The organism is Streptomyces sp. NPDC107562 (assembly GCF_055657325.1).
The window spans coordinates 287,485-307,613 of the sequence record NZ_JBVKBE010000004.1 but is presented as its reverse complement, the minus strand read 5'-3'; the positions used below and the strand labels follow the sequence as shown (position 1 = coordinate 307,613).

Here is a 20,129-nt window from a genome sequence, read left to right as displayed (position 1 = left end):
CAGCGCAGCACGCTGCACAAACGCGTTTTTGTGCTGGCCGAGGAATCCGCTAGAGTTCAACACGTCGCCGCGACGCGCAAGCCGACCGGAAAGACAGGCGAACGTAGCTCAGTTGGTAGAGCGCAACCTTGCCAAGGTTGAGGTCGCGAGTTCGAACCTCGTCGTTCGCTCGAAAGAGCAAGGGGATCTTCCCGGACCCCTACACTCCTGGTGGAGTGGCCGAGAGGCGAGGCAACGGCCTGCAAAGCCGTCTACACGGGTTCAAATCCCGTCTCCACCTCCAAGGACGATTAGCTCAGCGGGAGAGCGCTTCCCTGACACGGAAGAGGTCACTGGTTCAATCCCAGTATCGTCCACTGGATCTTCTCGAAGGTCCGTACCCGCGCGATTAGCTCAGCGGGAGAGCGCTTCCCTGACACGGAAGAGGTCACTGGTTCAATCCCAGTATCGCGCACGCAGTGCCCACGATCGGCTCCCCGGAGTCACGACCGTGGCCCCGACGAGGACGATTAGCTCAGCGGGAGAGCGCTTCCCTGACACGGAAGAGGTCACTGGTTCAATCCCAGTATCGTCCACGGACCGAAGCCCCCGGCCGCCTCAGCGGCCGGGGGCTTCGTCGTGCTGCGTTCCGCTCAGCTGGAGAAGAGCATGCGGCCGAAGCTCTTGTTGCGGTGGTGGCCGTGGTGGCCTCCGTGGTGCCCACCGTGAGGGGCGCCCCAGGCGGGGGCCGGCGGGGCCGGGTAGGCCTGTCCGGCCGGCGGGGGCGGCGGGGCCGGCTGGGACCACTGGGACTCCAGACGGGTCAGGGCCTCCAGCTCGCCGTAGTCCAGGAAGATGCCGCGGCAGCCCGAGCACTGCTCGATCTGGACGCCGTTGCGGTTGTACGTGTGCATGGGCGCATGACACTTCGGACACTGCATCGTCGGTTCAACTCCTCGCCGGTTGGTCCTGCTTCGTGTTCCGCCAGGACAGACTCTGTCCGGCTGCGGTCGGTTGCACCCTACTTCGCGAGGTTCCGGGACAACTGGGCGGGGACCGAAGCCATTCGGGCACAGGCGTCCACGAGGGACCGCTCCACGTCGTCCAGGGGCCGCTCCGCCTCCACGGCCTTGGTCACCATCCGTGCGGCGGTCTGGACGGTGAGGGCACGGGCCGGGACGTCCAGGGCGGCCCAGGGGTCCGCGTCCGGCCGGACGGCGGGGCCGCCGGCGGCCTGGTAGGTGGTCAGGAAGCGGGTCCACTCGTCGGGCGGGAGCAGACCGCAGGCGTACCAGGCGGCCGGGCGGGCCAGGTCCCAGGCCGCGGGGCCCGTCCCGAGGTCGTCGACGTCTATCAGCAGCCAGGGGCCGCCCGGCGCGGGATGCCGGACGAGCTGGCCGAGGTGCAGGTCGCCGTGGCAGAGGGTGCCGGTGTCCGGGAGGGGGCTCTCGCCGCGCGCCCACGCGGGGAGGGTGGTCCAGGCCCGGAGTACGGCGCGGGCGGCGGAGCCCTGCGCCGTCGCGCGCAGCCCCGCGATCGCCCGGGCCGCCTTCACGGGACCCCGCATCGCGGGCAGGGGAACCGGAGGCGGGGTGCGGTGGAGGCGGGCGAGCAGGGTGGCGGCGGCCTCCCAGGGGGCGGCGTCGGGGTCGTCGGGGTCGACCGGGCTGCCGTAGGGCCAGAGGGTCACCGGCCTGCCGTGCAGGGCGACCGGCGCCGGGACGAGGGGGGCGAGCAGTACGCCGGGGATCCGGGCGGCCGTGGTGAGGCGGGCGGCGAGTGCGGCGGGGTCGGTGCCCGGGGCGTGCGCCTTGGCCACGGTGTCGGCGTGCCGGACGACCGTGGCGTCGGCCCGGTCGGCGAGGGTGACCACCGTCCCGCAGGCGCAGGCCTCGGCGTGCGGGTGAGCCGCGGCTCTGGCTCGGGCGGCCAGGTCGGGCAGGAGGGAGGGGGTCACGGGGCGGGCTTTCCTCGGGAGCGGGGCGGTGCTGGGAGGGTACGTCGGCGGAGAGCGGGGGTGCGTCGGGGGGGCAGGCCAGGGGGGTGCAGGGGTGCTGGTGCCGGGTGGGGGCGCGGGGTGGGGCGCCGGGGGTGGCCGCTGCCGGGACGGCGCCGCCGGGGCCGGTGCGGTGGCGCAGGCGCCGGAACGATGAGGCAGGGGCCGGAGCGATGGCGCAGGGTCCGGAGCGATGGCGCGTGGGGGGGGGAGAGCGGTGGCGCGTGGGGCGAGAGTGGTGGCGCGTGGGGGGAGACCGATAGCGGGTGGCGGGGAGCGGTGGCGCGTGGAGGGGGCGACGGCTCGGCTCCGGGCGGCGGACGGGTGGTGACGCGTCAGGCGGCGGGCGGCGTCGGAACCGTCGGCCAAGTGAGGTGTGAAGCGGTCGTCGGGGGCGGCGGCCACCGGCGAAGTGGCCGCCCGCGCAACGGTCCTGCGGTGGGCGGCGTGGCCCGACCGCGCCCCTCGTACCGCCGGAGGGAAAAGCAATGCCGGCGCAGCTCCCCAGCTGCGCCGGCATTTGTGCCGTCCGCCGCACCCCCGTCCCCACGGGGTTATGGGTGGATGTCCCCGCCCGGACCGCTCTTCCGGGCCTGGGGTCGCCGCTCAGCGCCCCAGCATCACGCCCACGGACGACGCCTGTGTGGCCACTGTCTCCCAGCCGTCGAAGACGACGAGGAGCAGGACCGCCAGAGGAAGGGCCATGGCCGTTGCCACCAGGGGGTGGCGGCGGCCCGTGCGGCGCGGGCGGAACGCGGCGTGCGCCCTGCGTCCCTGCTCGCGGATCAGTGTCCGCGGTGCTGTGTAGGCCATGGTCCCTCTCCTGACCGTTCAGTTGTCGTTGACAGCGGCGAGTGCCTGACCTCGGGGGACGAGTGCTGCACCCGCCGCTTGACCTCAAATCTAGGTGCGCGGCGGTTGCCGGGCGTCATGCCCTCGTACCGATTGGCGGGCCTCCCGGAGGATGAGCCCTGGGACGGGGTGTACTCCCCTGGGTGGAGAAGAGGACCTAGGTCTCGGGGTCTTCCCGGAGGGGGCGCCCGGTGTGTCCGGTGTTTTCCGAGCTGTCCTCCCGGGGCACCGGCTGCTCGACCAGGGCCAGCACCCGGTTCGCCATGAACCGCGCCGTACGGACCACGACGCCGGTTCGCGTGACTTCGCTCACTTCGACGACACCTCGGCGTACCGCCGTCTCCACCCGGCGGCCCGCCCTGCTCGCCACCACCTCGTACGTTCGTGTCGTGTCCCCGGCGTCCACGACTATCTCCACACGGTCACCCTTCATGGACCCAATCCCCCTTCTGCGACGGGTGGTTGGGAGCGCGGACGGCTCAAAGGCGCGTCGACGGCACGCTCCCTGACCACCCCTCAAGTCTCGCACCCGGCACTGACAATCCGTCCGGCCGAGAGGGCGCGGCCTCTGCGCGCAGACGGCCACGGAAACGTAAGCTGTGCCACGTCACACGGACCGGGCAGCGGGGATGAACATGGCGATGATGCGCCTGAGGCGCGAGGACCCGCGCGTCGTCGGCTCGTTCAGGCTCCACCGACGCCTCGGCGCGGGCGGGATGGGCGTCGTCTACCTGGGCTCCGACAAGAAGGGCCAGCGGGTCGCCCTGAAGGTGATCCGGCCCGATCTGGCGGAGGATCAGGAGTTCCGTTCCCGCTTCGCCCGTGAGGTCTCCGCCGCCCGGCGGATCCGCGGCGGATGCACCGCACGGCTGGTCGCGGCCGACCTGGAGGCGGACCGGCCGTGGTTCGCCACGCAGTACGTACCGGGCCCCTCCCTGCACGACAAGGTCGCCGACGAGGGGGCGCTCGGCGCCGCCGACGTCGCCGCGGTCGGGGCGGCCCTGTCGGAGGGTCTGGTCGCGGTGCACGAGGCCGGGGTCGTCCACCGGGACCTGAAGCCGTCCAACATCCTGCTCTCCCCCAAGGGCCCCCGGATCATCGACTTCGGGATCGCCTGGGCCACCGGGGCCTCCACGCTCACCCACGTCGGCACGGCCGTCGGCTCGCCCGGCTTCCTCGCGCCCGAGCAGGTGCGCGGCGCCACCGTCACGCCCGCCACCGACGTGTTCTCGCTCGGCGCCACCCTGGCGTACGCCTCGACGGGAGACTCACCCTTCGGGCACGGCAGTTCCGAGGTGATGCTGTACCGCGTCGTCCACGAGGAGCCCCAGCTGCACGGCGTGCCGGACGCGCTCGCCCCGCTCGTGCGGGCCTGTCTGGCGAAGGACCCCGAGGAGCGGCCCAGCACCCTGGAGCTGTCGCTGCGGCTCAAGGAGATCGCCGCCCGCGAGGCGCAGGGCCTGATCGAGGGGCGGCCGCCGGCGCCGCGCAACGGCGAGGCGGACCGGCCCACCGGACGGCTCGCCGACACCTACCCGGACCGCGCGCCGCGCCGTCAGCAGCAGGGCGGGCAGGTGACTCCGGCGCCCCGGGGCGCGGGCGGTACGCGGGGTCCCGTGCCGGGGCGTGGCACGCCGCAGTCCCGAGGCGGCGCCCCCTCCCGCAACGGTGCTTCCCCGTCGCGCTCCGGGGCCCGGCCCACGCCCGCCTCGCGGAACACCCCGGCGCGCAACACCACCCGTTCCGGCAGCGGGAGTCGTACGGCACCGCGCGGGGGCGCCGGTCGTCCGGCGCGGCCCACCGGGACCGGGCGGCGGCCGGCCAATCCGCGGCTGCTGCGGCAGCGGCTGTTCGTGTTCGTGGTCGTCACGCTGCTCGTCGCGCTGGGCATCGGCATCGTGCAGGGGTGCCAGGCGTCGACGCGGGGGCTCGGCGACGAGCGGGGCGGCACGGGCGGGCGGCAGGAGCAGGTGCGGACCGGCCACCCGTCGCCGGCGGGCGGGGCGGTGCTCGCCGGGCGTCACGAGCGGGCGTCCGAGGGGTCACCGTAGGCGTGCCGCGCGTGCCGTGAGGCCGCCGCCCGGCGGGGAGGGGCCCCGCTACTGCGGGGGGCGGCCCGTCGCGACCGCGTAGAAGGCGACGGCGGCGGCCGCGCCCACGTTGAGGGAGTCGACGCCGTGGGACATCGGGATGCGCACCCACTCGTCGGCGGCCACCAGGGCCTGGGTGGACAGGCCGTCGCCCTCCGCGCCCAGCATGAGGGCGACGCGGTCCATCCGGTGCGGGGCGGCCTCGTCGAGCGCCCTGGCCTTCTCGTCGGGAGTCAGCGCGAGCAGCGAGAAGCCCGCCTCGCGGACCGACTCCAGGCTCTTGGGCCAGCTGTCCAGCCGGGCGTACGGCACGGAGAAGACGGCGCCCATGGAGACCTTGACGCTGCGGCGGTACAGGGGGTCGGCGCAGTCCGGGGACAACAGGACCGCGTCCATGCCGAGCGCGGCGGCCGAGCGGAAGATGGCGCCGATGTTGGTGTGGTCGTTGACCGACTCCATGACGACGACCCGGCGGGCGGACCGGAGCAGTTCGGCGGCCGTCGGCAGGGGCTTGCGCTGCATCGAGGCGAGGGCGCCGCGGTGCACGTGGTAGCCGGTGACGCGTTCGGCGAGTTCCGGGCTGACCGCGTAGACGGGGGCGGGGAGTTCGTCGATGACGTCGCGCATGACGTCGACCCACTTGGCGGACAGCAGCATCGAGCGCATCTCGTAGCCCGCGTCCTTCGCGCGGCGGATGACCTTCTCGCCCTCGGCGATGAAGAGGCCTTCGGCGGGTTCGCGCTTACGGCGCAGTTCGACGTCGGTCAGGCCCGTGTAGTCGCGCAGGCGCGGGTCGTCGGGGTCCTCGACGGTGATGAGATCGGCCACAGAGTGATACTGCCTTGTCGTGCGTACGGTGCCAACGGCTCGGAACGGGTTGGGTTACCCGGGGTTACGCGGGAGTCCTCGGGCCGACGCCGACGACCTCGCCGACGACGATCACGGCCGGCGGCCTGACCTCCTGCTCGCGCACGGTCTCGGCGACGGTCGCGAGCGTCGCGTCGACGCGGCGCTGGGCGGCCGTCGTGCCTTCCTGGACCAGGGCGACGGGCGTGCCGGCCGGCTTGCCGTGCGCCACGAGGGTCTCGGCGATGCTGCCGATCTTGTCGACGCCCATGAGGATCACCAGCGTGCCGGTGAGCTTGGCGAGGGACGGCCAGTCGACCAGGGAGCGCTCGTCGTCAGGGGCGACATGACCACTGACCACGGTGAACTCGTGTGCGACCCCCCGGTGGGTGACCGGGATGCCGGCCGCGCCGGGGACCGAGATGGAACTGGAGATGCCGGGGACGACCGTGCACGGGATGCCGGCCTCGGCGAGCGCCTGGGCCTCTTCCATGCCCCGGCCGAAGACGAAGGGGTCGCCGCCTTTGAGGCGTACGACGGACTTGCCCTGCTTGGCGTGCTCGATCAGGGCGTTGTTGATGGCCTCCTGGGCCATGTAGCGGCCGTAGGGGATCTTCGCCGCGTCGATCACCTCGACGTGCGGGGGCAGTTCGGCGAGGAGGTCGCGGGGGCCGAGGCGGTCGGCGATGACGACGTCGGCCTCGGCGAGCAGGCGGCGGCCGCGCACGGTGATCAGGTCCGGGTCCCCCGGCCCGCCGCCGACCAGGGCGACCCCGGCGGTGCGCGTGCGGTGGTGCGGGGCGACCAGGGTGCCGTCGCGCAGGCCCTCGACGACCGCGTCACGGATGGCGGCGGTGTGCCGGGGGTCGCGTGACCTGGTGTCCGTGGTGAGGACGGCGACGGTGACGCCTTCGCTGTGGCCGGTGGCCGGGGTCCAGGCGGTGGCGGCGTCGGCGTCGTCGGAGCGAACGCACCAGACGCGGTGGCGTTCGGCCTCGGCCGAGGCGTCGGTGTTCGCCTCGTGGTCGCTGGTGGCGATCAGGGCGTACCAGGCGTCGGCCAGGTCCCCCTCGGCGTAGGGCCGCCGCTCCCAGGTGATCTCGCCCGTGTCCGCCATGGCCTCGACCGAGGGCGTCGCGGCCGGGGAGACGAGGAGGACGTCCGCGCCGGCCGCGATCAGGGCGGGCAGGCGGCGCTGGGCGACCTGGCCGCCACCGAGGACGACCACACGGCGGCCGGCGAGGCGGAGGCCTACGGGGTAGGCGGGGTGTTCGGCCATGAGGGTACGGCTCCTCGTGCGGGCGTGCGATGGGCGCTACGGCTCCGGAGCTGCCCTGACGTGCGGATTTTAGAGTGCGTTCAGCGTACGGCGGGGGCCGGGTGGGGGCTACGGTGCGCCCACCCGGCTCTTCCTGCCCCGGGTGCCTACTTCTCGGTCACACCCGCCGAGTCGAACGTCGCCACCTCGTGCATGGCCCTGGCGGTGCTCTGGACCAGCGGCAGGGCCAGCAGCGCGCCCGTGCCCTCGCCGAGGCGGAGGTCGAGGTCGACCAGGGGACGCAGGCCCAGCTTGTTCAGCGCGGCCACATGGCCGGGCTCGGCGCTGCGGTGGCCGGCGATGCAGGCCGCGAGGACCTCCGGGGCGATGGCGCGGGCGACCAGGGCCGCGGCGCCGGCGCTGACGCCGTCCAGGATCACCGGCGTCCGCAGGGACGCGCCGCCGAGGAGGAGGCCGACGATCGCGGCGTGTTCGAGGCCGCCGATCGCCGCGAGGACGCCGATGGGGTCGGCCGGGTCCGGCTGGTGCAGTTCGATGGCGCGGCGGACGACCTCGGTCTTGCGGGCCAGGGTCTCGTCGTTGATGCCGGTGCCCCGGCCGGTGACCTCCGCCGGGTCCGTGCCCGTGAAGACGGAGATGAGGGCGGCGGACGCGGTGGTGTTGGCGATGCCCATCTCACCGGTGAGCAGGGCCTTGTTGCCCGCCGCCACCAGGTCGCGGGCCGTCTCGATGCCCACCTCGATGGCCTGCCTGGCCTCCTCGCGGGTCATCGCCGGGCCGGTGGTCAGGTCGCCGGTGCCCGGGCGGATCTTGCGCGGCAGCAGGCCCGGCGTGGAGGGGAGCTCCGCGGCGACACCCACGTCGACGATGCAGACCTCGGCGCCCACCTGGCTCGCGAACGCGTTGCAGACCGCTCCCCCGCCGAGGAAGTTGGCCACCATCTGGGCGGTGACCTCCTGCGGCCAGGGGGTGACGCCCTGGGCGTGCACACCGTGGTCGCCGGCGAAGATCGCGACGGCCGCGGGCTCCGGGATGGGCGGCGGGCACTGCCGGGACAGGCCGGACAGCTGGGCGGAGATGATCTCCAGCATGCCGAGCGCCCCGGCCGGCTTGGTCATCCGCTTCTGCCGCTCCCACGCCTCACCGAGGGCCTTGGCGTCCAGCGGCCTGATCTGGGCGACGGTCTCGGCGAGCAGGTCGTGCGGCTCCTCGCCGGGCAGGGCCCGGCGGCCGTACGTCTCCTCGTGGACGACCCAGGACAGCGGGCGGCGCTTGGACCAGCCCGCCTGCATCAGCTCGGGCTCCTCCGGGAACTCGTCGACGTACCCGACGCAGAGGTAGGCGACGACCTCCAGGTGCTCGGGCAGGCCCAGCGTGCGGACCATCTCGCGCTCGTCGAAGAAGCTCACCCAGCCGACACCGAGGCCCTCGGCGCGGGCGGCGAGCCAGAGGTTCTCGACCGCGAGCGCGGAGGAGTACGGGGCCATCTGCGGCTGGGTGTGCCGGCCGAGGGTGTGCCGGCCGCCGCGGGTCGGGTCGGCGGTGACGACGATGTTCACCGGGGTGTCGAGGATGGCCTCGATCTTCAGTTCCTTGAACTGCTTCGCCCTGCCCTTCGGGAGGGACTTGGCGTAGGCCTCGCGCTGGCGCATGGCCAGTTCGTGCATCGTGCGCCGGGTCTCGGCGGACCGGATGACGACGAAGTCCCAGGGCTGGGAGTGCCCGACCGAGGGCGCGGTGTGGGCGGCCTCCAGGACGCGCAGCAGCACCTCGTGCGGGATGGGGTCGGAGCGGAACCCGTTGCGGATGTCGCGCCGTTCGCGCATGACCTTCAGGACGGCCTCGCGCTCGGCGTCGTCGTAGGCGGGCGCGGCGGGGCCGGTGGGCTGCTGTGCTTCTGCCACGGGGGCCGTGCTCATTTCGTGCGGGTCGTGCGGGTCGTTCGGGGCCTGCGGGCCCTGCGGGTGCAGGAGACCGAGCAGTTCGGGCTGGTCCTCCTGGTCGGCTGCCCGGGTGTCCAGGTCGTCCGCGCTCTGCACCAGTGGTACGGGGTCGGGGCCCGGGGCGGGATCGGCCTCGCGGGGCCCGGGGACCATGACCATGCCCTCCGGCTGAGCGGCGGACTCCGGCTGTACGGCGGGCTCCGGCGCCTGCTCCTGGGCGGGGAGGACGATGGGGTGCGGCGGGGTGGGCGCGAGGTGCGGGGTCGTCGGCACGGTGCCCTCGACCGGGACGAACTGACCGAGCGAGTGGTCGGGCCGCGGCTGCTCCGGGACGGCGCCGGGCGCGATGTCCTGCGGCGGAGCGAGGTGCGTGCCGGGGTCGGCCTCGGCCGCGGCGCCCTCCGGGTGCGGGACGGGCTGGAGCGGACGTTCGTGCACGTCCGACGTCACGACCTGGGCCTGCGCCGCCTCGTCCGCGGCGAGGGGCTGCTCCACGGAGGCGAGGGCTGCGGCAGGTACGGCCGGCTCGGCGACGGTCTGCGGCTCCGGGGCCTGGGCCGGGTCGGGAACGAAGGGGTCCGCCTCGGGCGCGGGCACGGTCTCGGTCGTCCCCGCGTCCTGGGCCTGCGCCACGACGTGCTCCGGCTGTCCTACGGACTCCGGGGCGGGCGCGGGCGTGGCGGCCGGGGCTTCCTCGGCGGCGTCGGCGGACGGTTGCTGCGGGGCCTCGGGAAGCCGCTCGGGCTCGGGAGCGGACACGGGCTCGGCGAGCGGCGCTGCCTCGTCCGCGACCGGGGCGCTCGGCGGCTCGTCGGCGTCCGGGACGAACGCGTGTCCTTCGGGGCCGGCGCCCTGCTGCGCCGGAACGGCCGCCTCCGTGCCCGCGTCGGGGCCGAAGGCCGGTTCGACGACGGCCTCCGCCTCGGCAGTGACGGGCTCGCCGTGGATCGGCGTGCCCGTCTCCGCGGCGAGGCGGCCCATCGCGGCCTGCGCCGCACCGAGGGGCTCGGACGTGGCCTGCACCGGCGCCTCGGCAGGCGCGGGCGCCTCCGCCCGGGCAGGGGCGGGTGTGTCGCCCGGCGCGTGCGCCTCACCGTGCGGATGGGCGCCGGCCGTCGACCGCGCGTGTGCCGCGGCCTGCGCCGTCGCCTGCGCGTACATCTCGGCCTGCTGCACGTCGATCGGGGCCTGCGGATCTCCCTGGTCCTGCGGATCGGTCAGGGCCGGCGTGTGGGCCACCGGCACACCCACGGCCTGGGCGTGCGCGTGCTCGTACACCTGCCCCGCCGGGACGGCGACCGGGACAACCGTTTCCCCAGGGGCGCCCTCCGCGCCCACCTGCGGCTGCGGCGCGGCGGGCCGGGCGGCATCCTCCCAGGGCGTGGCGGTCTGCGGCACCGCGCCCTGGCGCGGCGTCTCCCGCCCGGGCGGGACGTCCAGGTACTCGGGTCCGATGGTGGGCGGCCCCATCTGCCGCACCGGCGCGCCGGCCGGGCCGCGGTCGGCGAGGGAGCGGACCGGGCTCGCTGAGGCGTCGGGGATGGGCGGGCCCAGGTGCAGCGGACGGCGCGGTGTGGGGGTGGGCGCCGGTGCCTGCGCGGCGGGCGCCGGGCCCGGCAGGCGTACACCGGTCAGGTCGACCGAGCCGCTGTCACGGCCGGACATCTCGTGCGCGCCGGGTTCGTGGACGGCCTCGACCACCGGCTCGGGCGCGGGCGGGGCCACCTCGTTCCCCCAGGCCCCCTGCGCGCCCGGCAGCAGCAGGTCCTCCTCCTCGGCGGATGCCTCGGAGACGTAGGTGTACGCGCCGGGAACGGAGACGCCCGGCTGCTGCGCCGGGCCTGCGTTCTCCGGCAGCCCCTCGCCCGGGACCTGGCCGGTGTCGGTCATGCGTAACCCCTCGCCCATCGGTTGATGCTCCTACGTCCAGCTCACCCGGAACGGCGCACCGACCGCCCCGCCGTGAAGAACGAGCGCGCGTGCCCAGCGGCACGAACGACCCGCCGGAAAAGGCGACAAAGCCATTCAGTGGCATTGTCGCGGCCGTTCCACCGTCGCGTCAGCCTCATTCGCGACGGCCCGCTGTGGACTGCGCCACGTTGCGCGTCCTCGGGTTCTGCCGTACCACACCCACCCCAAAACGAGCATGTTTTCCGGACATTGACCGACGAAGCGCCGGGCGTCCGAGTGCGGTACAACGATCGGCCAGCCTACCGCGCGCAGTACGACAAACGGATCACGGGGCGCGATCCGGCAGAACTCCGGTAAGCAGGAACGCGACGCTCCGCTCCTTCTCCGTCCAGGACCGGGTGTCGAGTTCCACCGACTGCAGGAGCGCGCACTCGACCTCGTAGCCGTGCTCGGCGAGGTCACGGCCGATGATCTCGGCCGCGTCGCGCGTGGCGGCGTGGGTGACGATGCGCTGCGGGCGCCGGTCGGCGACCGCGGAGACCACGGCCGCTCCACCGCCGCCGACCCGCACGACGTCGGGTTCGGGCAGGTTCTCCAGGACGTGCGGGGCGGTGCCGTGGACGATCTGGAGCTGGACCGCGAAACGGCGTGCGGCGGCGTCGGTGCGCCCGCAGGCCCCGCGGTCCCGGTCGACGGCGATGACCGCGGCGCCGGCGCGGGCGGCCTCGGTGGCGAAGGCGCCGCTGCCGCAGCCGATGTCCCACACGAGGTCGCCGACGCGAGGTCCGAGCCGGGCGAGTTGGGCCGCGCGCAGCGGTTCGCTCTCGCCCTCCCCGAGGGCACCGTCGTACGCCTCGGGCGGCAGGGTCCAGCCACGGGGGCCCGCGCCGGGCTCACGGCCGGCGATCCAGCCGCCGCCCTCCTGGGCCGCGGCGGGGCCGCCGATGACGATGACGACGTTGGGGTCGCGCCAGGTGTGGTCGGCGGCCTTGTCGGAGGTGACGACGGTGACCTGCTCTCGGGCGGTGCCCAGTTCCTCGCAGATGACGAACGTGCGGTGGATGCCGTCGAGGAGCAGACCGAGTTCGGCGGGACCGGCTCCGGGCGAGGTGAGGACCGCGACCTTGGGGTGGGCGCGGCACACGTTCACCGCGCGTCGCAGGGTGCGCGGGTGGGCGACGACCACCTGGGCGTCGTCCCAGGGCATGCCCGCGCGGGCGAAGGCGGCGGCCACGGAGGAGACGGCGGGGACGACCTCGACCTCCAGGCCGAACTCGGGGGCCCGCAGCGTACGGACGACTCCGAAGAAGCCGGGGTCGCCGTCGGCGATGACCACGGCGGTGCCGCGATGGGCGGCGATCCGGCGGGCGGCGAGCGCGACGCTGCCGAGCCTGATGCGCTCGGCGCCGGGCGGCACCTCGGGCAACGCCAGGTGGTGTCCGGCACCGGCCACGAGGGTGGCGGCGCCCAGGGCTCCGCGTGCCGCGGCGGTCAGTGGAGAGCCGTCCCAGCCGATCACCGTGACCCGGTCGGCCATCGTCGTCAGTCTCCTGGAGGTTCGCGCAGGTCGTCGGGGGCAGCCCGCGGGCGGGCTCCGTGAGAGTACCTGGTGACGTCCGGGGGCGCTCGGGCGCCTTCCCCGCCGCGCGCGGTTCCCGGCTCAGTTCCAGTCGGAGTAGGACGTGAATCCGCCGGTGTCCGCCAGCTGCTCGCCCGCCCCCTCCAGGTCCTCGGGCAGCAGGCTCCAGACGATGTAGTCGGTGCGTACTTCGGTCCAGCGGCCGTCGTCGGTGCGCGTGCGCGCTATGCAGGCGCCGCGCAGGACACCCTCGCTGATGCAGCCGATCTTCTGGGCGACCTGCTGGGAGGCGGTGTTGTCGGCCGCCGTGCGCAGCTCGATGCGTTCGAACTTCTGGTCGTGGAAGAGCCACCCGGCGGTGGCGAGCGCCGCCTCGGAGGCGTAGCCCTCGCCGCGGGCCCAGGGCGCGACGACGTACGACAGCTCGGTGGAGCGCACGTGCCAGTCGGTGCGGGTCAGCTGGATCACGCCGACCAGGCGCTGGGTGAGGAACTCGGTGACGGCGAGGGCGACGCCGCGTCCGCGGGCGCGCTCGGCGGGGGCCTGCTGGGTGATCCAGGCGCGCGCGCTGTCCTCGGTGAAGGGCAGCCGCACGTCGGTCCAGGCGACCACCTGCTCGTCGTTCATCATCTCGGCGAGGGCGGGCACGTCGTCCTCGTCGAGCGGACGCAGCACCAACCGCTCCGTGCTGATGGAGATGCTGGGGAAGGTGCTCGTCATGACGTCGCTCCATAACCTTCGAACCGTCAGGGACTGCTGAACTGCCCAGCATGCAGCATGAAAGCACTCAACCACACACCCGGGGTCCACTCCGTGTGAGGGAGTGAATCCCGGGTGCGCACGAGGGGAGGCAGGGCTCAGAAGGAGGCGATGACCGAGCCGGCGTACTCCTTCTCGATGAACTTCTTGACCTCGGGGGAGGTGAGGAGCTTCGCGAGCTTGCGCACCCGCGGGTCGTCCTCGTTGCCCTCCTTGACGACGAGGAGGTTGACGTTCGGGTTGTTGTCCGGGGACTCCAGGACGAGGGCGTCCTGGGCCGGCTTGAGGTCCGCCTCCAGGGCGTAGTTGCCGTTGATCACGGCCGCGTCGACGTCCTTCAGGGCGCGGGGCGTCAGGGCCGCCTCCAGCTCCTTGAACTTGAGGTTCTTCGGGTTCTCGGTGATGTCGGCGGTGGTGGCCGAGGTGCCGACGCCGTCCTTGAGGGTGAGCAGTCCGTTGGCGGCGAGCAGCTGGAGGGCGCGCGCCTCGGTGACGGTGTCGTTGGGGACGGCGATGGTCGCGCCGTTCTTCAGACCGCCGACCTTGTCGGTCTTCTCGGAGTACAGGCCGAGGGGTTCGAGGTGCACGGAGGCGACGGACACCAGGTGGGTGCCGTTCTTCTTGTTGAAGTCCTCGAGGTAGGGCGCGGTCTGGAAGTAGTTGGCGCCCACGGAGCCGTCCTCCGTCGCCGTGTTCGGCGTGACGTAGTCGGTGAACTCCTTGACCTCGAGGTCCAGCCCGGCCTTCTCGGCCAGGTTGTCCTTGACGTAGTTGAGGACCTGGGCGTGCGGGACGGGCGTCGCGGCGACGACCAGCGGTCCCGAGGTGTCGGACGCGGCGTCCTGGCCGGAACCGCAGGCGGTGAGCCCGAAGGTGAGGGCTCCGGCGGCGAGTGCGGCGGCGGTGATCTTGGCGGTGTTACGCACGAAAAGTGCCTTTCCTTAAGGGTGGTGCGACCCCGCGGTGGTGTGCGGGGGGTTCTTGGGGGGTCAGGCGACCTTGTCCACGTCGGCCGTGGCCGGCTCCTTCGCCTGCAGCAGGCGCAGCCTCGGTCCGGGGCCGGAGCGGGCGCCGCGGTGGTGCAGGGAGCGGGCCGCGTAGTCGCCGGCGAACTGGATGAGCGAGATGACGACGGCTAGGACCGCCACCGTGATCCACATCAGTCCGGTCTCGAAGCGCTGGTAGCCGTAGCGGACGGCGAGGTCGCCGAGCCCGCCGCCGCCGACGGTGCCGGCCATGGCCGAGTAGCCGATGAGGGCGATGACCGTGGTCGTCGTGGAGGCGATCAGGGACGGCAGGGCCTCGGGGACGAGGACCTTGCGGACGATGGTCCAGTTGTTGCCGCCCATCGACTGGACGGCCTCGACCAGTCCGTGGTCCACCTCGCGGACGGCCGTCTCGACGAGGCGGGCGAAGAAGGGGATGCCGCCGATGGCGAGCGGCACGATGGCGGCCCCGCTGCCGATGGTGGTGCCGGTGACCCAGCGGGTGAAGCTCATCAGCGCCACCATCAGGATGATGAAGGGCAGGGAGCGGCCGACGTTCACGATCTGGCCGATGACCTTGTTCAGGACGGGGCTCTGCAGCAGGCCGCCCTTGTCGGTGAGGACGAGCAGGACGCCGATCGGCAGGCCGAGGACGACGGCGATCAGGGTGGACCAGCCGACCATGATCAGCGTCTCGGTACAGGCCTGCTCCAGCAGGGGCTGCATCTCGGACCAGGTCACTTGGCACCTTCCTTCACCAGCAGGGGCGCGTCGTCCGCGACACCCACCACGTCGATCTGCAGGCCCTGTTCCCGCAGGAACCCGATCGGTACGACGTTGTCCTCGTAGCGGCCGGGCAGTTCGATGCGCATCCGGCCGACCTGGAGGCCGCCGACGGTGTCGATCGCGGCGCCCAGGATGGAGATGTCGATGTTGTAGGTGCGGGCCAGCTGGGAGATGACCGGCTGCGTGGCCGACTCGCCGTGGAAGGTGACGTCGAGCACGGTGCGGTCGTCGGCGGAGGCCTCGCCGCCCACCGGGAAGAGCGCGGAGGCCAGTTCCGAGCCCGGCGTGGCCAGCAGCTCGCTGACGGTGCCGGACTCGACGATGCGGCCCCTCTCCATCAGCGCGGCCGAGTCGCAGACGCTCTTGACGACGTCCATCTCGTGCGTGATGAGCAGCACGGTCAGGCCGAGCTGCTGGTTCAGGTCGCGCAGCAGCTTGAGGATCGAGCGGGTGGTCTCGGGGTCGAGGGCGCTGGTGGCCTCGTCGGAGAGCAGCACCTTCGGGTCGCCCGCCAGTGCGCGGGCGATGCCGACGCGCTGCTTCTGACCGCCGGAGAGCTGGGCCGGGTAGGCCTTCGCCTTGTCGGCGAGGCCGACCAGGTCGAGCAGTTCGAGCGCCTTGCGGGAACGTTCCTTCCCCGCCTTGCCGAGGATCTCCAGCGGCAGCTCGACGTTGTCCTGAACGGTCCGGGAGGACAGCAGGTTGAAGTGCTGGAAGACCATCCCGATGTGGCTGCGCGCCCGGCGCAGTTCCCGTCCCGCGCGCGGACCGTGCCCGGCGAGCGCCGTGAGGTCCTGCCCGGCGACGGTGACCGTGCCGGAGGTGGGGCGCTCCAGGAGGTTGACGCAGCGGATCAGTGAGGACTTGCCGGCGCCGGACTGGCCGATGACGCCGTAGACCTCGCCCTCGCGGACGTGCAGGTCGACGCCGTCCAGGGCGGTGACCTCGCGGCCGCGTGAGCGGTAGACCTTGGTGAGGCCCGATGTGGTGATCACGTGGGATTCCGTCACTGTCGAGTACGCGGGCGTGGGTGTGCCCTGGTACGGGAGGGAAGAGGTGCGCGGGGCAAGGGGTCACGTACGGCCGAGGAGGTACGGACATGCCACGGCGGCTCGCTTCGGGGCGCGAGGCTCAGGGGGTGCGGGGGCCCTCTAGAAGGCGCACATTCGACGACACATACAGCCGGCGCCGGGCGTGCGGGTCGCCTCGGTCGCAGGGATGCGGCTGTTCGTCGTGGTCATGCGATCAGTAAAGCAGACGTACGGAGGCAATCAGGAACCGCTGTCCGCATTGCGGACAGCGGTGGACAGTGCTCAGCCCCGGGCGGAGATCTCCACGCCGTCGGCGGTGACCAGCACGGACAGGGCCGACAGGTCCTCGACCACCAGGTCCGCGGTCAGCTCGTGGGCGGGGTGGGTTGTGGCCAAGGCCACGGTGGCCATCCCGGCGGCGCGGCCGGCGCGCAGTCCGGCGGGGGCGTCCTCGAACACGACGCAGGCGGCCGGGTCGACGCCCAGCGCACGGGCGCCGAGCAGGTAGGGCTGCGGGTCGGGCTTGCCGCGGGTCACGTCGTCGGCGGCGATCAGCGTCTTGGGCAGGATGCCGACGGCGTCGAGGCGGGCCTCGGCCAGCCGGCGGGTGGCGGAGGTGACGACGGCCCAGCGGTCGGCGGGCAGAGCGGTGAGGACGTCGTGGGTGCCGGGGAGCAGGCGCACCCCGCCGTGCGGCACGTCCTCCACCTCCAGCGCCTCGATCCGCGCGACGGCCTCCGGCACGACCTCGGACGGCAGCAGGTCGGCGGCTATCTCGGCCGCGGTGCGGCCGTGCAGTTCGATCCGCGCGAAGCGCTCGGCGGTGATGCCGTACTCCCCCGCCCAGCGGGTCCAGCAGCGGTGGACGGATTCGAGGGAGGAGACGAGGGTGCCGTCGTTGTCGAACAGGAGGGCTTGTGCGCGGATCTTCATGCCCTCGACCCTACGGGGCGGCCCGGGGGCGGCCGCATCAGGCCTTTTGGCCCGTAATAGGGTCGCCCCATGCTTGATGCCCTGACGGTGGCGACCGCGGTCGCCGCGCTGCTGCTCGGCGCGTGGTGCGGCTGGGCCGCGTACCGCGACCAGCCGACGAAGGACTGGCACTTCATCGGGATGGCCGTGGTGTCGGTGCTGGCGCTGGCGCAGCTGGTGATCGGCATCGTGCAGCTGGCGCGCGGCGAGGAGCCGGCCCAGGGGACGACGATCTTCGTGGCGTATCTGCTGGGCGCCTTCGCGTGCATCCCGGCCGCCGGGTTCATGTCGCTGGCCGAGCGGTCGAAGTGGGGTTCGGTGACGGTCGCCGCGGGTGGCGTGGTGCTCGCCGTGCTGGAGGTGCGGCTCTATGACATCTGGGGAGGCTGAGGTGGCCACGACGGCCAGGACGCGGCTGATCAGCGGACCCGGGGTGCTGCTGGTGTGGCTGTACGGCGTGATGGTCGTCGGCGCCGTGTCGCGGTCCGCGTACCAGATCGCCACGGAGTTCGACCGGGCGCCGCTCGCCTACTCGCTGTCGGCGCTGGCCGGCGTGGTGTACGGGTTCATCACCTGCACGCTGGTGCGCGGCGGGGAGACGGCCCGCCGGGCGGCACAGGTCTGCTGCGCCGCCGAGCTGGTGGGCGTGCTGGTCGTCGGCACCTGGACGCTGGTGGATCCCGGCGCCTTCCCGGACGCGACCGTGTGGTCCGACTTCGGCATGGGCTATCTGTTCATCCCGGTGCTGTTGCCGGTCTCGGCGCTGTGGTGGCTGCGGAAGGCACGGAGGGTTCAGGCCGTCGCCACGTAGGCGCCTGCCTGCTTCTCCAGGACGATCATGGGTACGCCGTCGGTGCCCTGCGACGTGCCCACCGTCTCGTAGCCGACCTTGCGGTACAGGCGGAGGTTGCCCTCGCTGCGGTGGCCGGTGTGCAGGCGGAACTTCTTGGCGCCACGCTGCTCCGCGAGGGCCGACTCGGCCGCGCCCAGCAGGCGGGCGCCGATGCCGTGCCCCTGGAGGCGGGGGTGGACGCAGAGCCGGCCGATGGAGGCCGCGCCGTCGTCGGTGATCGCGCCGCGCACCGAGCCGATCACCTCGTCGCCGAGCCGGGCCACGAAGACGCAGTCCTCGGCGACCTCCTGACGGACCGAATCAAGCGTCTGGACGAGCGGGTCGATGCGGTAGTTGCCGTACAGCGCCGCTTCGCTCTGGAAGCACAGGTACTGCAGCTTGAAGATCTGCTCGACGTCCTGGTCGGTCGCCTCGGAGATGATCACGCTCATGCCCATGTGTGCACGCCTCCCGCTCACCTGTTGCCTGTTGTCCCCCACTCCTATCCCCGTGCCCGGTGAGCCGCAACCTCCGCTGCGAGCAATCGCCGCAGACATCCCAGACATCTGGAACGTTCCGGCCCGAGACTCCCCTGTGAGATACCCAACTCCCCCGCGATCTCCCGGTATGTGAGGTCCTTGGGGGACATCAGCGCCTCCAGCAGGGCGGGGCACCGGCCGGGCAGTCCGCGCACCGCGGCGCGCAGGGCGCGGGCACGGGAGGCGTCGAGGGCGCGCCGCTCCGGGGTGGGGTCGGCCTCGTCGGCGGGCTCGGTCTCGTACGGACGTTCGCGCCGGTTCGTACGGCGCGAGCGGCGGGCCTCGGAGCGGACGGCTCGGCGCAGCCAGCGCTCGGGGTCGTGGGGCGGGCCGCCGGAGTCGAGGAGTTCCAGCAGGCGGAGCCAGACCGCCTGTTCCAGGTCGCCGGGCTCGGCGCCGGTGGCGTGCGCCTCGGCCGAGGCCTCGGCGGCGAGCAGGGGGCGCAGCGCGGTGAGCAGATCGTGCGTCATGTGCGTCATGTGCGTCATATGCGGCACGACGCGGCCGCCCGGGCGGTGGGTTGCCCGGGCGGCCGGCTGTCACCCCGAGCGGGGTGCGGCGGCTCAGCCGTTGACGAAGTCCTCGCGGGCCAGCAGGCCGGTGTCGGGCTGGTCGGTGAAGATGCCGTCGATGCCGGTGGCGAAGTACGCCTTGTAGGCGCCGAAGACGTCGCCGTAGGCGTCCGCGTCGGTGCCCTCGCGGAAGTTCGCGGGCAGGAACGGGCTCTCGTTGCGCATCGTGTAGGGGTGCAGCTTGAGGCCCACCTTGTGGGCGTCGGCGACGAGGGTGGTCGGCCGGGTCAGGTTGCCCGCGGCGTCGCGCGGGATGACCAGGTCGAGGGTCGGGCCGATGCCCTGGGCGTAGGAGGCGATCTCCCGCAGGCCGGCCGGCTTGATCAGGTCGGCGACGGTGCGCGGGTCACCGGTCTCCACGAAGTCCCAGGGACGGGTGGTGGCGCCGGACAGCAGCACGACGAGCGGGTTGTCGACCAGCTTGTGCAGGCGCTGGACGCTGGTGGGCTCGAAGGACTGGAGGATGACCGGCGAGTTCCAGCGGTCCCTGCGGTACTTGCGCAGCACCTTGGCGACCCGGTCCTCCAGGGACAGGCCCAGCTTGCGGAAGTAGGTGGGGTGCTTGAGCTCGGGGTAGATCCAGACCTCCTTGCCCCGCTTGCGGGCCTGCTCGTCCTGCCAGCGGAGCACCTCCTCGAAGGTGGGGATCTCCCAGCGGCCGTCGTAGAGGGTGTTGTGCGGGCGGTTGGCCGGGATGCGCTCGGTGGCGCGCAGGGTCTTCAGCTCGGCGAGGGTGAAGTCCTCGGTGAACCAGCCGGTGGTGGAGACGCCGTCGAGCATCTTCGTGGTCCTGCGGTCGGCGAACTCGCGGTGGTCGGCGACGTCCGTGGTGCCGCCGATCTCGGGCTCGTGCCGGCAGACGAGGTGACCGTCCTTGGTGGGGACCAGGTCGCCGGCCTCGACGATGTCGGCGCCCATGTCCAGGGCCAGCTGGTACGAGCCGAGCGTGTGCTCGGGGCGGTAACCGCTGGCACCGCGGTGGCCGACGATCGTCGGCACGGGCAGGCTCTTCATTCCCCGGCCTCCATGACGCGCGTCGGCTCTCGCCGTGCCGGACAGGCCGAGGACGGCTCCACCCGCGCCGAGCACTGCGGCACCGAGAAGCGCCCGCCGCCCGGTGTGCGCCTGCTCCCGCTCGTTCGACTCCTGCGTTGCCATCAGCGGCCTCCTTGCCGTG

19 protein-coding genes and 5 tRNA genes are annotated in these 20,129 nt (G+C 73.1%); 8 read left to right on the top strand and 16 right to left on the bottom strand.

From position 1 onward, the window contains the following. The first annotated feature begins 97 nt into the window (after window positions 1-97). The 5 genes from ACZ7LV_RS15710 (at window position 98) to ACZ7LV_RS15690 (ending at window position 575) form a co-directional block, all read left to right on the top strand. A tRNA-Gly gene (locus tag ACZ7LV_RS15710) sits at window positions 98-170 on the top strand. Window positions 171-209: 39 nt separating this feature from the next. Further along, window positions 210-283: transfer RNA gene (locus ACZ7LV_RS15705), tRNA-Cys, on the top strand. Between the two features lies 1 nt (window position 284). Next, window positions 285-356: transfer RNA gene (locus ACZ7LV_RS15700), tRNA-Val, on the top strand. Window positions 357-382: 26 nt separating this feature from the next. Continuing rightward, window positions 383-454, top strand: a tRNA-Val gene (locus ACZ7LV_RS15695). 49 nt (window positions 455-503) lie between these two features. Then, window positions 504-575 (top strand) — tRNA-Val (locus ACZ7LV_RS15690). Between the two features lie 57 nt (window positions 576-632). On the opposite strand, the gene ACZ7LV_RS15685 is transcribed toward ACZ7LV_RS15690, so the two are convergent. The 4 genes from ACZ7LV_RS15685 to ACZ7LV_RS15670 form a co-directional block, all read right to left on the bottom strand. Continuing rightward, entirely contained in the window at window positions 633-920 is a 288-nt protein-coding gene (locus ACZ7LV_RS15685; protein WP_365448962.1) for a TFIIB-type zinc ribbon-containing protein, read from the bottom strand. 80 nt (window positions 921-1,000) lie between these two features. Next, on the bottom strand, window positions 1,001-1,936 hold the full coding sequence (locus ACZ7LV_RS15680) for a phosphotransferase family protein (protein ID WP_471939650.1): 936 nt from the start codon (window positions 1,934-1,936) through the stop codon (window positions 1,001-1,003). 645 nt (window positions 1,937-2,581) lie between these two features. Next, window positions 2,582-2,788 carry a hypothetical protein gene (locus ACZ7LV_RS15675; protein ID WP_189699657.1) on the bottom strand — a complete coding sequence of 69 codons (207 nt, stop codon included), beginning with the start codon at window positions 2,786-2,788 and terminating at the stop codon, window positions 2,582-2,584. Window positions 2,789-2,984: 196 nt separating this feature from the next. Continuing rightward, window positions 2,985-3,260 (bottom strand): hypothetical protein, encoded by a 276-nt coding sequence (locus ACZ7LV_RS15670; protein WP_385385564.1) that lies wholly within the window; start codon window positions 3,258-3,260, stop codon window positions 2,985-2,987. A gap of 196 nt (window positions 3,261-3,456) precedes the next feature. Between ACZ7LV_RS15670 and ACZ7LV_RS15665 the strand changes: the two genes are divergently transcribed. Then, window positions 3,457-4,878, top strand: a complete 1,422-nt coding sequence (locus ACZ7LV_RS15665) for a serine/threonine-protein kinase (RefSeq protein ID WP_471939890.1) — start codon at window positions 3,457-3,459, stop codon at window positions 4,876-4,878. A gap of 48 nt (window positions 4,879-4,926) precedes the next feature. Here ACZ7LV_RS15665 and ACZ7LV_RS15660 read toward each other — a convergent pair whose 3' ends face one another. The 9 genes from ACZ7LV_RS15660 to ACZ7LV_RS15620 all read right to left on the bottom strand — a co-directional run bounded on the left by ACZ7LV_RS15660 (window position 4,927) and on the right by ACZ7LV_RS15620 (window position 16,970). Beyond that, on the bottom strand, window positions 4,927-5,745 hold the full coding sequence (locus ACZ7LV_RS15660) for a TrmH family RNA methyltransferase (RefSeq protein ID WP_401677575.1): 819 nt from the start codon (window positions 5,743-5,745) through the stop codon (window positions 4,927-4,929). Window positions 5,746-5,809: 64 nt separating this feature from the next. Continuing rightward, the gene (cobA, locus tag ACZ7LV_RS15655) at window positions 5,810-7,042 is read right to left on the bottom strand and encodes a uroporphyrinogen-III C-methyltransferase (RefSeq protein WP_471939649.1); all 1,233 of its coding nucleotides are present in this window, start codon (window positions 7,040-7,042) and stop codon (window positions 5,810-5,812) included. 146 nt (window positions 7,043-7,188) lie between these two features. Beyond that, window positions 7,189-10,875, bottom strand: a complete 3,687-nt coding sequence (gene cobT, locus ACZ7LV_RS15650; RefSeq protein ID WP_471939648.1) for a nicotinate-nucleotide--dimethylbenzimidazole phosphoribosyltransferase — start codon at window positions 10,873-10,875, stop codon at window positions 7,189-7,191. Window positions 10,876-11,221: 346 nt separating this feature from the next. Then, window positions 11,222-12,433, bottom strand: coding sequence for a precorrin-6y C5,15-methyltransferase (decarboxylating) subunit CbiE (gene cbiE / locus ACZ7LV_RS15645; RefSeq protein WP_401677584.1), 1,212 nt, complete (start codon window positions 12,431-12,433; stop codon window positions 11,222-11,224). A 123-nt stretch (window positions 12,434-12,556) separates the two neighbouring features. After that, window positions 12,557-13,195 carry a GNAT family N-acetyltransferase gene (locus ACZ7LV_RS15640; protein ID WP_471939647.1) on the bottom strand — a complete coding sequence of 213 codons (639 nt, stop codon included), beginning with the start codon at window positions 13,193-13,195 and terminating at the stop codon, window positions 12,557-12,559. A 137-nt stretch (window positions 13,196-13,332) separates the two neighbouring features. Then, window positions 13,333-14,160: a MetQ/NlpA family ABC transporter substrate-binding protein gene (locus ACZ7LV_RS15635; protein ID WP_401677590.1), complete on the bottom strand. Its 828-nt coding sequence runs from the start codon at window positions 14,158-14,160 to the stop codon at window positions 13,333-13,335. Between the two features lie 63 nt (window positions 14,161-14,223). After that, window positions 14,224-14,961, bottom strand: coding sequence for a methionine ABC transporter permease (locus tag ACZ7LV_RS15630; protein ID WP_471939646.1), 738 nt, complete (start codon window positions 14,959-14,961; stop codon window positions 14,224-14,226). Beyond that, window positions 14,958-16,001: a methionine ABC transporter ATP-binding protein gene (locus ACZ7LV_RS15625; RefSeq protein WP_471939645.1), complete on the bottom strand. Its 1,044-nt coding sequence runs from the start codon at window positions 15,999-16,001 to the stop codon at window positions 14,958-14,960. Before ACZ7LV_RS15625 ends, ACZ7LV_RS15630 begins: the two co-directional genes overlap by 4 nt. Before the next feature lie 318 nt (window positions 16,002-16,319). After that, entirely contained in the window at window positions 16,320-16,970 is a 651-nt protein-coding gene (locus ACZ7LV_RS15620) for an HAD family hydrolase (RefSeq protein WP_471939643.1), read from the bottom strand. A gap of 69 nt (window positions 16,971-17,039) precedes the next feature. Here ACZ7LV_RS15620 and ACZ7LV_RS15615 point away from each other — a divergent pair, with 69 nt between their 5' ends. Continuing rightward, window positions 17,040-17,399 carry a hypothetical protein gene (locus tag ACZ7LV_RS15615; protein WP_401677603.1) on the top strand — a complete coding sequence of 120 codons (360 nt, stop codon included), beginning with the start codon at window positions 17,040-17,042 and terminating at the stop codon, window positions 17,397-17,399. Next, window positions 17,380-17,820, top strand: coding sequence for a hypothetical protein (locus ACZ7LV_RS15610; protein WP_471939641.1), 441 nt, complete (start codon window positions 17,380-17,382; stop codon window positions 17,818-17,820). The genes ACZ7LV_RS15615 and ACZ7LV_RS15610 overlap by 20 nt, the downstream gene beginning before the upstream one ends. Here the strand turns inward: ACZ7LV_RS15610 and ACZ7LV_RS15605 are convergent. The 3 genes from ACZ7LV_RS15605 to ACZ7LV_RS15595 form a co-directional block, all read right to left on the bottom strand. Further along, window positions 17,802-18,299 carry a GNAT family N-acetyltransferase gene (locus ACZ7LV_RS15605; RefSeq protein ID WP_471939639.1) on the bottom strand — a complete coding sequence of 166 codons (498 nt, stop codon included), beginning with the start codon at window positions 18,297-18,299 and terminating at the stop codon, window positions 17,802-17,804. The genes ACZ7LV_RS15610 and ACZ7LV_RS15605 overlap by 19 nt on opposite strands. Window positions 18,300-18,343: 44 nt before the next feature. Beyond that, complete coding sequence (locus ACZ7LV_RS15600) at window positions 18,344-18,850, bottom strand: sigma-70 family RNA polymerase sigma factor (RefSeq protein WP_471939637.1); 507 nt, start codon at window positions 18,848-18,850, stop codon at window positions 18,344-18,346. 93 nt (window positions 18,851-18,943) lie between these two features. Then, window positions 18,944-20,110, bottom strand: a complete 1,167-nt coding sequence (locus tag ACZ7LV_RS15595) for a glycerophosphodiester phosphodiesterase (protein ID WP_471939635.1) — start codon at window positions 20,108-20,110, stop codon at window positions 18,944-18,946. Window positions 20,111-20,129 lie beyond the last annotated feature (19 nt).